The sequence below is a fragment of the Phaeospirillum tilakii genome, assembly GCF_042683125.1.
GTDB lineage: Bacteria > Pseudomonadota > Alphaproteobacteria > Rhodospirillales > Magnetospirillaceae > Phaeospirillum > Phaeospirillum tilakii.
Map to the genome: position 1 here is coordinate 1 of NZ_JBHUIY010000044.1, position 10,838 is coordinate 10,838.

13 protein-coding genes and 1 pseudogene are annotated in these 10,838 nt (G+C 71.0%); 10 read left to right on the top strand and 4 right to left on the bottom strand.

Annotated features, from left to right (window positions below; all coding sequences use genetic code 11):
- Nucleotides 1-807, top strand: a pseudogene (locus ACFSNB_RS16225) (AsmA-like C-terminal region-containing protein); the annotation flags it as partial.
- A gap of 276 nt (nucleotides 808-1,083) precedes the next feature.
- A complete protein-coding gene (gene trhA / locus ACFSNB_RS16230) occupies nucleotides 1,084-1,722 on the top strand; it encodes a PAQR family membrane homeostasis protein TrhA (RefSeq protein WP_377318457.1) in 639 nt (212 codons plus the stop codon).
- A gap of 12 nt (nucleotides 1,723-1,734) precedes the next feature.
- Here trhA and amrB read toward each other — a convergent pair whose 3' ends face one another.
- Nucleotides 1,735-3,138: an AmmeMemoRadiSam system protein B gene (amrB, locus tag ACFSNB_RS16235; RefSeq protein WP_377318459.1), complete on the bottom strand. Its 1,404-nt coding sequence runs from the start codon at nucleotides 3,136-3,138 to the stop codon at nucleotides 1,735-1,737.
- Between the two features lie 84 nt (nucleotides 3,139-3,222).
- Between amrB and amrS the strand changes: the two genes are divergently transcribed.
- Complete coding sequence (gene amrS / locus ACFSNB_RS16240) at nucleotides 3,223-4,293, top strand: AmmeMemoRadiSam system radical SAM enzyme (RefSeq protein ID WP_377318461.1); 1,071 nt, start codon at nucleotides 3,223-3,225, stop codon at nucleotides 4,291-4,293.
- A 249-nt stretch (nucleotides 4,294-4,542) separates the two neighbouring features.
- Here amrS and phaP read toward each other — a convergent pair whose 3' ends face one another.
- The 3 genes from phaP to ACFSNB_RS16255 all read right to left on the bottom strand — a co-directional run bounded on the left by phaP (nucleotide 4,543) and on the right by ACFSNB_RS16255 (nucleotide 6,084).
- Complete coding sequence (phaP, locus tag ACFSNB_RS16245) at nucleotides 4,543-4,899, bottom strand: TIGR01841 family phasin (RefSeq protein WP_377318463.1); 357 nt, start codon at nucleotides 4,897-4,899, stop codon at nucleotides 4,543-4,545.
- A gap of 163 nt (nucleotides 4,900-5,062) precedes the next feature.
- The gene (locus tag ACFSNB_RS16250) at nucleotides 5,063-5,494 is read right to left on the bottom strand and encodes a CBS domain-containing protein (RefSeq protein WP_377318465.1); all 432 of its coding nucleotides are present in this window, start codon (nucleotides 5,492-5,494) and stop codon (nucleotides 5,063-5,065) included.
- A 119-nt stretch (nucleotides 5,495-5,613) separates the two neighbouring features.
- A complete protein-coding gene (locus tag ACFSNB_RS16255) occupies nucleotides 5,614-6,084 on the bottom strand; it encodes an outer membrane protein assembly factor BamE (protein WP_377318467.1) in 471 nt (156 codons plus the stop codon).
- A 128-nt stretch (nucleotides 6,085-6,212) separates the two neighbouring features.
- Between ACFSNB_RS16255 and ACFSNB_RS16260 the strand changes: the two genes are divergently transcribed.
- The 7 genes from ACFSNB_RS16260 (at nucleotide 6,213) to ACFSNB_RS16290 (ending at nucleotide 10,786) form a co-directional block, all read left to right on the top strand.
- Nucleotides 6,213-6,803 (top strand): ubiquinol-cytochrome C chaperone family protein, encoded by a 591-nt coding sequence (locus ACFSNB_RS16260; RefSeq protein ID WP_377318469.1) that lies wholly within the window; start codon nucleotides 6,213-6,215, stop codon nucleotides 6,801-6,803.
- The gene (locus ACFSNB_RS16265; RefSeq protein ID WP_377318471.1) at nucleotides 6,800-7,339 is read left to right on the top strand and encodes a YceD family protein; all 540 of its coding nucleotides are present in this window, start codon (nucleotides 6,800-6,802) and stop codon (nucleotides 7,337-7,339) included. The genes ACFSNB_RS16260 and ACFSNB_RS16265 overlap by 4 nt, the downstream gene beginning before the upstream one ends.
- 86 nt (nucleotides 7,340-7,425) lie before the next feature.
- Entirely contained in the window at nucleotides 7,426-7,608 is a 183-nt protein-coding gene (rpmF, locus tag ACFSNB_RS16270) for a 50S ribosomal protein L32 (protein ID WP_377318473.1), read from the top strand.
- A gap of 44 nt (nucleotides 7,609-7,652) precedes the next feature.
- Nucleotides 7,653-8,711, top strand: coding sequence for a phosphate acyltransferase PlsX (plsX, locus tag ACFSNB_RS16275; RefSeq protein ID WP_377318475.1), 1,059 nt, complete (start codon nucleotides 7,653-7,655; stop codon nucleotides 8,709-8,711).
- A 5-nt stretch (nucleotides 8,712-8,716) separates the two neighbouring features.
- Nucleotides 8,717-9,691: a beta-ketoacyl-ACP synthase III gene (locus ACFSNB_RS16280; protein WP_377318477.1), complete on the top strand. Its 975-nt coding sequence runs from the start codon at nucleotides 8,717-8,719 to the stop codon at nucleotides 9,689-9,691.
- Between the two features lie 184 nt (nucleotides 9,692-9,875).
- Nucleotides 9,876-10,196: an integration host factor subunit alpha gene (locus tag ACFSNB_RS16285; protein WP_377318479.1), complete on the top strand. Its 321-nt coding sequence runs from the start codon at nucleotides 9,876-9,878 to the stop codon at nucleotides 10,194-10,196.
- Nucleotides 10,193-10,786 carry a MerR family transcriptional regulator gene (locus ACFSNB_RS16290; protein ID WP_377318481.1) on the top strand — a complete coding sequence of 198 codons (594 nt, stop codon included), beginning with the start codon at nucleotides 10,193-10,195 and terminating at the stop codon, nucleotides 10,784-10,786. Before ACFSNB_RS16285 ends, ACFSNB_RS16290 begins: the two co-directional genes overlap by 4 nt.
- Nucleotides 10,787-10,838: the final 52 nt, after the last annotated feature.

Consider the following 10,838-nt stretch of genomic DNA (forward strand, 5'->3'; position numbering starts at 1 on the left):
GGCGGCGGCGCGGCGGCGGGCGACGCGCTGCCGCCGGTGCCGCCGGCGGTGCCGCGCGGCAAGGTCGAGGCCGAGCCGCTCGGCCGGCTGCCCAGCGCGCTGATCGACCTCGACCTCGCCGCGCTGCGGCTGCGCGACGCGACGCTGGCGCCGCTGTCGGCCCATCTCACCGTCGCCGGCAACGGCGCGGTGACGATCGACCGCCTTGCCGCCCACAGCCTCGGCGGCACGGTCGAGGGCAAGGGCCGGTTCGGCCGCGACGGGGTCGAGGTCGATCTCGCTTTGGCCGGGCTGGACGCGGGCGGCCTCGGCCTGTCGGCCGGGCGGCTGGCGCTGGCCGGGGGCCGGCTCGACGGCCATGCCCGTCTCGCCGCCGCCGGACTGGGCGCCGCCACCCTGGCCGCCACCCTCGGCGGCGAGGCCCGGTTCGAGGTCCATGACGGCGAGATTCGCGGCTTCGATCTCGCCGCCGCCAACGCCAAACTGGAGCGGCGCGACCTCGCCGGCCTGTTCGGCGGCGGACTGGCCGGGGGCGGGACCACCCGCTTCACCACCCTGTCGGCGACGCTGAAGGCCGATCACGGCACCCTGTCGAGCCGCGACCTGACGCTCGCGGCCGAGGGCGGCCGGCTCAGCGGGGTCGGTTCGGTCGAACTGGCGGCGCGGCGGGTCGAGGCCCAGCTGCGCCTCGCCCCGGCCGGCGCCGGCCTGCCGCCGGTCGGACTCGGCCTGCATGGAAAACTCGAGTCGCCCGATGTCGTGCTCGACGCCAACGCCCTGCAACGCGCCCTCGGCGGCCGGCGCTGAAGTGATCGGGTGGGAGACCCTTCGCGGGCTCTGCCCGCACCCGCCAAGGGCCGCAAGGCCCTTGGATCCCGTTCCTTGCCCTTCGCGCGACCAACGCCCGCGCCCAAGCTGACCGGCCGTTCCGTGCCCGACCATCAAAGGGTTCCAAGGGCCTTGCGGCCCTTGGCGGGGGTGGGCGGAGCCCACATCGGCCCGCCTGCTTACGGGCTATTTTCCGGCGGCGGCGGTTGCGGCTATGCTGGGAGCGAAGTCTTCGCCGACGCCGAGGAGGTCGCGATGGTCTGTCACCCGTACAGTCTCGCCGAATGGATCACCGATGGGGTGATCCACGCCCTGGGGGTGATCCTGGTGCTGGTGGCGGCGGCGGTGCTGCTGCATCTCGCCATCGCCGACGGCGGTGCCCGGCTGATCATCGGCAGCGCGGTCTATGCCAGCGGGCTGGTGGCCTGCTTCGGCTTTTCCGCCGCCTACAACCTGACCCTGGCGCCGCGCTGGCGCGCCTTGCTGCGGCGGTTCGACCATGCCGCGATCTATCTGATGATCGCCGGCACCTACACCCCGCTGTCGCTGATCTGCATCGGCGGCACCGTCGGCACCGTCCTGCTGGCGCTGGTGTGGAGCGTCGCCCTGGTCGGGGTGACGCTGAAGCTGATCTGGCCGCACCGGTTCGAGAAACTGTCGCTGGTGCTGTATCTGTCGCTCGGCTGGATCGGTCTGGTCGTGATCGGCCGGATCATCGACGTGCTGCCGGTGCCGGCGCTGATCCTGCTGCTGGCCGGCGGCCTGTTCTACACCTTCGGGGTGGTGTTCCATCTGTGGTCGCGGCTGCCGTTCCAGAACGCGATCTGGCACGGCTTCGTCCTCACCGCCGCCTGCTTCCATTACGCGGCGGTGCTGGATTCGATCTTCCCCTGACGGGGGGCGCCGCTATCTCTCGTGTCCGATCTCGACCGCCTCGAACCGGCTGGCGCGCAGGCCGGACGGCCAGTGGCCGGCGGCGAGCCCCGCCTTCAGCTTGAGGTGGGCGAGGAAGGCGCGCGGCTCGGGCAATTGTTCCCACACCACCGGCAGGAACAGGGCGCGGTGGCCCTGATCCTCGATGATCAGCCCGTCGCGGCGGGGGCGGAGCTGGCCCAGCAGGTCGGTTTCGTCGGTGAAGCGCAGCGGCTCGGGCGGGGTCAGCACCGAGATCGCCAGTTCGAGGCCGGGCAGTTCGCCATCGGCCAGCGGCGGGAAGCGGGAATCGCGGAAGGCGGCGGCGAAGGCATTGTCGACCACGTCCTCGGCCAGCGGGCGCCACGCCTGGGGCGAGCCGATGCAGCCGCGCAACTGGCCGAAGCGGGTCAGGGTGACGAAGGCGGCCCCGGCGGCGCCGAGCGGCCCGGGGCGGTGGTCGGGCGGCGGCGGGGCGGCGGCGCGGCCGGTGGCGAGGCCGTGGCGGATCGAACCCCAGGCCAGATCGAGCAAGGCGGGGCCGGCGGCGCGGATCGCGGCGGCGGCGCGGTCGGCGTCGGATTCGGCGCCGGCCTCGGGCTCGGTCAGCGCCCAGGCGCCATAGCCGACGACGCGGTCGCGGCTGCCGGCGGTGTCGCCGGAATTGCGGCGGTCGAGCGGTTCGATCGCGAGGCCGCGCCGTTTGGCCGCCAGCAGCAGCCCGGCCAGCGGGATACGGCCGCAGGCGGAGTCGGAATCGAGGGTGAGGGCGGTGGCGTCGAACCGTTCGATCGCGGCGGCGGTGGCGGCGTCGTGACGGCGGCAGGCCTGATACTCAAGGTAATGCGACAGGTCGGTCGAAACCACGATCAGGGTCTCCGGCCCGCCCCACACCGCGTCGAAGGTGGCGGCGACGCTGTCGGCGGCGGTGTCGCCGACCACGATCGGCAGCAGGCGGAAACCGTCGCCCAGTACGGTCTGGAGGAAGGGGATCTGAACCTCGAGGGCATGTTCCTGGAGGTGGGCCTGATCGCTGAAGCCGAGCCCCGGCCGCCCGGCCAGCCGGCGGGCGCCGTCCTGGTCGAGCGCGACCGGCCCGAGCGGTGAGTCCCAGATCTCGGCGGCCGACAGCGCCTGCCCGCGCAGGGCGACGCGATGGGCCGGCCCGGCCAGCACCACCCGGCGGATGCGGTCGCGGGCGGGGATCAGCCGGGCATAGGCGGCGGCGGCGGTCGGCCCGGAATAGACCCAGCCGGCATGCGGCACCACGATCGCCTTCGGCACCGGCCCGGCGGCGGGGGGCGCCCCGGCGAGCAGGGCGGCGATCGCCCGGCGCACCTCCTCGGGATCGGCGGGGTAGAACTGCCCGGCGACGGCGGCGGCGCGGATCGCGGTCACGACAAGCCTCCATGGCACATTTCTGACGGATTTATGCTACTCTTATACGAATGGCGATGCCACCCGGGCGAAAGGATTGCGACCATGGGGACGATGCTGGCGCGGTACTGGCACAAACGGGATGACGGCCAGATCGAATGCGACCTTTGCCCGCGCGCCTGCGTGCTGGAGGAGGGGCAGGCCGGGGCCTGCGCCAACCGGGCCCATCGCGGCGGGGCGATGATCGCCACCAGCTACGGCCGCGCCTCGGGCTTCTGCATCGACCCGATCGAGAAGAAGCCGCTGTACCATTTCCTGCCCGGCAGCGCGGTGCTGTCGTTCGGCACCACCGGCTGCAATCTGGTCTGCCGCTTCTGCCAGAACTGGGACATTTCGCGGGCGCGGGGCGGCGCGCGGCTGAGCGAGGCGGCCTCGCCCGAGGCGATCGCCGAATCCGCCGCCCGGCTGGGCTGCCGCTCGGTCGCCTTCACCTACAACGATCCGGTGGTGTTCCTCGAATATGCCGCCGACGTCGCCGATGCCTGCCACCGGCTCGGCATCGCCACCGTCGCGGTCAGCGCCGGCTATGTCACCGAGGCGGCGCGGCCCGACCTGTTCGACCGGATCGACGCCGCCAACATCGACCTCAAATCCTTCTCGGAGACGTTCTATCGCCGCCTGTGCGGGGCCCGGCTCGAACCGGTCAAGGAGACGCTGCGCTGGCTGGTGCATGAGAGCAAGGTGTGGGTCGAGATCACCACCCTGCTGATCCCGGGCGAGAACGATTCCCCGGCCGAGATCGCCGCCTTGTCCGGCTGGATCGCCGCCGAACTGGGGCCGGAGGTGCCGCTGCACTTCACCGCGTTCCATCCCGACTGGAAGATGACCGACCGGCTGCCGACCGACCCGGCGACGCTGGCCCGCGCCCGCGCCATCGCCCGTGCCGAGGGGCTGCGCCACGTCTATACCGGCAATGTGCGCGACCGCGAGGGCGGCAGCAGCTGGTGCCCCAGCTGCGGCGCCCGCCTGATCGGCCGCGACGGCTACCTGCTGACCGAATGGGGCCTGTCGCCCGAGGGACGCTGCCTTGGCTGCGGCGCCCCGCTGGCCGGCCGGTTCGAGGCCGAACCCGGCACCTGGGGCGCCCGCCGCCAGCCGGTCGAGGTCGGCGCCTGAGGGGCAGGCGGGGTTCGGGGTAGTGGGCTCCGCCCACACCCGCCAAGGGCCGCAAGGCCCTTGGAACCCTTTCCTTGCCCTTCGCGCGGCCAACACCCGCGCCCAAGCTGAAAGGCCGGTCCGTGCCCGACACCCAATGGGATCCAAGGGCCTTGCGGCCCTTGGCGGGGGCGGGCGGAGCCCGCGTAACTGAACGATTTCGCACGCGACCCGCGCGGGGGGACGCGGGTCGCGGCGGGGGGAGCAGCGTCAGGCCGCCTTGGCGCTGGCCTGGACGTCGGCGAAGCGGCGGTTGAGCGGGGCCAGTACCGCCGACACGCTGGCGGTGGCGACCTCGGTCAGGGCGCGGGTTTCCTCAAGGGCGTCCTCGAACGACTGGCGGGCGAGGTGGCTGTGCCACTCGGCCAGTTCGGTCGGGCTCTTGATCGCCAGTAGCGACTTCAGCGCCGCGTCGGCCTTGCCGAACGAGCGGGTCAGCGCCGCCTGCTGCGCCTTGGAGATGCTTTCGAACGCCTGAAGGCTGGCGGCGCTGCTCTTGGCCAGCGCCTCGGCATTGCCCTGGCCGAGGGCGAGCAGCTGGTCGAAACCGGGAAGGGTGAAGCTCATGATCGGACCTTTCGTCATCCGGGGCCGCCGGCGCCGGGCCGACGGTGTTTGTTGCATTGCAGCATGAGGCTAATCTAGATCATTCCACCGCTGACGCAAGGCCGTTTTTTCGCAGTGCAGCATGGCGGCGCGGCCGGGGGGCGGCCGCGCCGGGGGAGGGGCGTCAGCGGGCGACGGCGAAGTCGCGCAGCACGCCGACCTCGAGCTGGGTCTCGCGCAGGCGGTGGCCGACGGCATCGCCGATCGAGACGATGCCGAGCAGGCGGCCATCGGTGACCACCGGCAGATGGCGGATGCGGCGTTCGGTCATCACCTGCAACACCGCCTTGGCGCTGTCGGCGGGGGTACACGTCACCACCGGACTGGTCATCACGTTGCTGACCGGCATGTCGAGCGCGGCCTTGCCGTACTGGCTGAGGCTGTGAACGATGTCGCGTTCGGACAGCACCCCGAGCAGATGGGTGGCGGGATCGGACACCACCACCACGCCGACCCGTTTGGTGGTCAGCAGCGCGGCGGCGTCGGCAATGGTGTGGTCCGGGCGGATGGTGAAGACCGTGCTGCCCTTGAATTCGAGAATCGCGGCAACCGACATCGTTGGTCCCTCCTTGCTTTGGTGGCGCCGTCCGGTGGGAGCGACGCCTTGTAATTGTTCCAAAGTTGGGGGCGGCGGTGGCGGTTTTCAATAGTGGTTCGCGGCCGGTTTCGCTCCGGCTACTTCTTCTCGCCTTCCTTTTTCGAGAAGCGGCCGAGATTGCCGAAAAGTTGCTCGACGATGGTCATTTCCTTGCCGGCGGTCGGGGTTTCCCGGCTGACGGTGCTGACGTCGTGGCCGTCGGCCAGGGTCTTGGTCTGCACCGCGCGGACGATGCCGGCATCGTCGAACAGGATGCCGATCACCTTGCGCTCCTTGATCTCGGCCGGGAAGAACGAGACCTTTTCCGAGACGGTGGAAATGTAGAACCAGGCGGAATCGTCGAACGGGCTGACGTTCGAGGGGGTGCCGAGCAGGGACTGGACGTCGTCGCGGCTGCTCTTGCCGACCGTCACCTGGGCCAATTGCTCGGGCGGCGGCAGGTTGCCGCGCAGCTCGATGTCGGGGGTGCAGGCGGCCAAGGCGGCGAGGGCGAGCGGGACGAGCAGGGCGGCGGGCGATTTTTTCAGGAACGGCGGGCGGCGCGGCATTGACGGAAACGGCCTCCGAGGCCAATGTTGATGGGGAAGAGTGCATTCCATCTCCCAGGCTTGTCAACGGCGGCGCCTTGCGCCGGCCCGGGGGCGGCCTCGTCTCGTTGAAACTGCCGCGGGGCCCGATGCGTTTTCGTCTGCCGTTCACCGGTTCCGCCGCCCGCCGCCGCGCCGAGGACGCCGCCCGCGCCCTCTATGACGCGATCGTGGCCCAGGCGCGCCAGCCCGGCTTCTATCTCGATCTCGGCGTGCCGGACAGCCTCGACGGCCGGTTCGACCTGATCGTGCTGCATGCCCATCTGACCATGCGCGGCCTCGGCCGGCGCGAGGGCGAGGGCGGGCGGCACGGCACCGGCTTCGCCCCCGAACCGGCGCGGGCGGTGTCGCAGGCGCTGTTCGACCTGATGTTCGCCGACATGGATCAGAGCCTGCGCGAGATGGGGGTGACCGATTCCGGGGTGGGCAAGCGGGTCAAGCAGATGGCCCAGGCCTTCTACGGCCGGGTGCTGGCCTACGATGCCGGTCTGGCCGACGCGGAGGATGCGGCGCTGATCGCGGCGCTGCGGCGCAATCTGTTCCGGGCGGTGGAGCAACCCGACCCGGCGGCGCTCACGGCGCTGGCCGGCTATCTGCGGGCGCAGGACCGCGCCCTGGCCGGGGCCGAGGGGCTGGTCGAGGGACGGGTGGCGTTCGCCCCGCCGCCGGTGGCGGCATGAGCGGCCCCGAATTCTCCCGCCCGCTGCGGGTCGAGCACTTGCCCGGCCGGCTGTCGCGCCACCGGATCGAGGCCGACGAGACCGAGCGCGCCCGGCTGGCGTGCCGGTTCGGGCTGGTCGCGCTCGACCGGCTGGAGGCGGAGATCGAGATCGCCGCGCCGACCGCCGCCGGGCTGGTGCGGCTGCGCGGCCGGCTGAGCGCCGAGCTGGTGCAGACCTGCGGGGTGACCCTGGCCCCCCTGCCGGCGCGGATCGAGGCGCCGTTCACCCTGTCCTTCGCCCCGGCGGCGGAGGAGGAGCGGGGGATGGAAGACGAGCTGGACCTGGTCTGGGACGACGAGGACCCGCCCGACCCGATCGAGGACGGACGGATCGACCTGGGCGAGGCGGTGGCGGAACAGCTGGCGCTGGCGCTGGATCCCTTTCCCCGCGCCCCGGACGCCGCCTTCGTCGCGCCGCCGGAGCCCGAGCCGGAGCCGCCGGCCAAGGCCAGTCCGTTCGCGGCGCTGGCGGCGTTGCGGCAAAAAATGGGCTGAGGGACAAGCATTTCCTTGCCCCCGCCGATGATTTTCGATAAGAAACCTCCCTTTCCCATCCGTGGGCCGATTAGTGAGCGATCAAAATGGCTGTTCCGAAGAAGAAGACCTCGAAGTCCCGTCGTGACATGCGCCGGGCCCATCACGCCCTGACCGTGGTCACCGGGGCCGAATGCCCGAATTGTGGCGAGCCCAAGCTGCCCCATCACGTTTGCAGCGCGTGCGGTCATTATGACGGTCGCGAAGTGGTCGCCCAGGCCGAAGCCTGAGCCGCATCAAGAACGATCTGGTTCCAGCAGCGGAGCGTCGGTCCGTGAGTGCACCCGTTACCATTTCCATTGATGCCATGGGGGGCGACTCGGCCCCCGAAATCGTCGTGGAAGGGGTGCGCATGGCTCACGAGCGATTGCCGCACGTCCGCTACCTGCTGTTCGGCGACGAGAAGCGTCTCGCCCCCCTGCTGGCGCCATACCCCGAGATCACCGGGGTCTGTACCGTTCGCCATACCGATGAGGCGGTCTCTGCCGACGCCAAGCCCGGGCAGGTTCTCCGCACCGGGCGCCAGTCGAGCATGTGGCTGGCGATCGAGGCGGTGAAGCAGGGCGAGGCGGCGGGTGTCGTCTCGGCCGGCAACACCGGCGCGCTGATGGCGGCGGCCAAGTTCGTTCTGTGCACCCTGCCGGGCATCGACCGGCCGGCGATCGCGGCGCTGTTCCCGACCATCCGCGGTGAAACGCTGATGCTCGATCTCGGCGCCAACGTCGATTGCAACGCCAACAATCTGGTCGAGTTCGCGGTGATGGGCGACGTCTATGCCCGCGCCGTGCTCGGTCTCGATTCCCCCTCGGTCGGCCTGCTCAATGTCGGCTCCGAGGAGCTGAAGGGCAACGACACGGTCAAGAGCGCGGCGGCGACCCTGCGCGACGGGCCGATCCCGATGAATTTCCACGGCTTCGTCGAAGGCAACGACATCTGTGCCGGCACCGTCGACGTGGTGGTTTCGGACGGGTTCAGCGGCAACATCGCCCTGAAGACCGCCGAAGGCACCGTCAAGCTGTATTCGACCTTCCTGCGTCAGGCCTTCCAGAGTTCGATTCTGGCCAAGCTCGGCTATCTGCTGGCCAAGCGGGCGATGACCAAGGTCAAGGTGCGGACCGATCCCCGCCGCTATAACGGGGCGATGTTCCTCGGCCTCAACGGCATCGCGGTGAAAAGCCATGGCGGCACCGACGCCTTCGGCTTCGCCAACGCGATCGGCGTCGCGGTCGAACTGGTGACCCACGGCTATAACGAGAGGATCCGGCGCGAATTCGACCGTCTGCGCGCCGCTGCTCCCTTGCAGTCCCCCCAACTTGCCGCCGGAACCCGCTGACCACAATGGCTCGCCGCTCCCTGATCGCCGGCTGCGGCGGGTATCTGCCCGCGCGCGTCGTCACCAATGCCGAACTCGCCACCCGAGTCGACACGTCCGACGAATGGATCGTCGAGCGGTCGGGCATTCATCGCCGCCACATCGCCGCCGAGGGTGAAAAGACCTCGGATCTGGCCCTGGCCGCCGCGCGCGCCGCGCTGGAGCATGCCGGGATCGGGGCCGACGCGGTCGATCTGATCGTGCTGGCCACCGCCACCCCCGACAACACCTTTCCCTCCACCGCCGCCCGGGTTCAGGCCGGGCTGGGGATGACCCGGGGCTTCGCCTTCGACGTCCAGGCGGTCTGTTCCGGCTTCCTGTATGCCCTGACGGTGGCGGATTCGCTGATCCGCGGCGGGCAGGCCCAGACCGCGCTGGTGATTGGGGCCGAGACCTTCTCCCGCATCCTCGACTGGAGCGACCGCGCCACCTGCGTGCTGTTCGGCGACGGTGCCGGCGCGGTGGTGCTGCGGGCCACGGAAGGCGAGGGGAGCGGGGCCGATCGCGGCATCCTCTCGACCCATCTCTACAGCGACGGGCGGCAGTATGATCTGCTCTACGTCGATGGCGGGCCGTCCTCGACCCAGACCGTCGGTCATGTCCAGATGGCCGGGCGCGAGGTGTTCCGCCACGCGGTGGTCAATCTCGCCCAGGCCGGGCAGGACGCGCTCGACGCCAACGGGCTGACCGCCGCCGAGATCGACTGGGTGGTGCCGCATCAGGCCAACCGCCGCATCATCGACAGCACCGCCCGCAAGCTCGGCCTGCCGCCGGAGCGGGTGGTGGTGACGGTGGGCGAGCATGCCAACACCTCGGCCGCCTCGGTGCCGCTGGCCCTCAATCAGGCGGTGCGCGACGGGCGGATCCAGCCGGGCCACCTCGTCCTGCTTGAGGCGATGGGCGGCGGCTTCACCTGGGGCTCCGCCCTGGTGCGGATGTAGCCTGCCGGCGCGGCGGGGCTGCCGCCCCGCGCCCCGCCCGGAGGCGGCGCCTCCGGACCTCCCCTTTTTTCGAACAGGGCCCCAGGGCGTCCGTCAGGGGGCGCATCCCTCTGATATTGACGGATTTATCGGAAGGGGATAGGGTCGGGTTCTGGATTTGGGCTGGCAACGGGCGTGATACGGCATGGCGGAAAGAACCATCACCCGGGCGCAGTTGGGCGAAGCGGTCTACCAGGAGGTCGGCCTGTCGCGCAACGAATCGGCCGACCTGCTCGAAGCCGTGCTGGAGGAGATCGCCCAGGCGCTGGCCGACGGTGAGACGGTCAAGATCTCCTCGTTCGGCAGCTTCTCGGTGCGGGCCAAGGGCCAGCGCATCGGCCGCAATCCCAAGACCGGTGAGGAAGTGCCGATCCTGCCCCGGCGGGTGCTGGTGTTCCGGCCGTCGCAGCTGCTGAAGAAACGGATCAACGACGGCGCGTCGGGCGAGGCCGGCGGCAAGGCATGAGCGAAGGCAGCGACGGGACCGAGCCGCGCCGCGCCGGCAAGTCGGAAGCGGCGTTCCGCACCATCAGCGAGGTTGCCGACGAACTCGAGGTGCCGCAGCATGTGCTGCGGTTCTGGGAGGGCCGTTTCCCCCAGGTCCGGCCGCTGAAGCGCGGCGGCGGCCGGCGCTATTACCGGCCCGAGGACGTCGCCCTGCTGCGGCGGATCCGCGATCTGCTCTACCGCGAAGGCTACACCATCAAGGGGGCGCAGAAGGCCCTGCGCGATGGCGGTTCCGCCGCCAGCGACCTGCCGCCGCTCGATGACGACCATCCCTTTCCGCCCGACGACGACGAGGACGAGGCCGATCTGGCCCCGCCGCCGGTACTGGCGCCGAGCCTGCCGGAACGGCCGGTGCCGGTGACCCCGCGTCCGGCCGCGCCTGCCCCGCTGGCGGCGCCGGCCGTCGCGGTGACGGCGCCGGTTTCCCCGGTTCCCCCGGCGGCGGTGGCGGGGACCGAACCGGCCCGGCTGCGGCCGGAAACCCGTCAGGCGCTGGGTGAATTGCTCGACGAACTGGAGGAATTGCGCAGCCTGCTGCTGCGGGCGTGAGGCGGCGGCGGGGGCGGAAAAAAGAGCAAAAAAGGCGCTTGCATCGCCCCGA

Coding starts and splice junctions, on each gene's coding strand:
- ACFSNB_RS16265 (WP_377318471.1), top strand. CDS start 6,800: ATGAGCGGCCCCGAATTCTCCCGCCCGCTGCGGGTCGAGCACTTGCCC.
- ACFSNB_RS16255 (WP_377318467.1), bottom strand. CDS start 6,084: ATGCCGCGCCGCCCGCCGTTCCTGAAAAAATCGCCCGCCGCCCTGCTC.
- ACFSNB_RS16260 (WP_377318469.1), top strand. CDS start 6,213: ATGCGTTTTCGTCTGCCGTTCACCGGTTCCGCCGCCCGCCGCCGCGCC.
- ACFSNB_RS16280 (WP_377318477.1), top strand. CDS start 8,717: ATGGCTCGCCGCTCCCTGATCGCCGGCTGCGGCGGGTATCTGCCCGCG.
- amrS (WP_377318461.1), top strand. CDS start 3,223: ATGGGGACGATGCTGGCGCGGTACTGGCACAAACGGGATGACGGCCAG.
- trhA (WP_377318457.1), top strand. CDS start 1,084: ATGGTCTGTCACCCGTACAGTCTCGCCGAATGGATCACCGATGGGGTG.
- rpmF (WP_377318473.1), top strand. CDS start 7,426: ATGGCTGTTCCGAAGAAGAAGACCTCGAAGTCCCGTCGTGACATGCGC.
- phaP (WP_377318463.1), bottom strand. CDS start 4,899: ATGAGCTTCACCCTTCCCGGTTTCGACCAGCTGCTCGCCCTCGGCCAG.
- ACFSNB_RS16285 (WP_377318479.1), top strand. CDS start 9,876: ATGGCGGAAAGAACCATCACCCGGGCGCAGTTGGGCGAAGCGGTCTAC.
- ACFSNB_RS16290 (WP_377318481.1), top strand. CDS start 10,193: ATGAGCGAAGGCAGCGACGGGACCGAGCCGCGCCGCGCCGGCAAGTCG.
- ACFSNB_RS16250 (WP_377318465.1), bottom strand. CDS start 5,494: ATGTCGGTTGCCGCGATTCTCGAATTCAAGGGCAGCACGGTCTTCACC.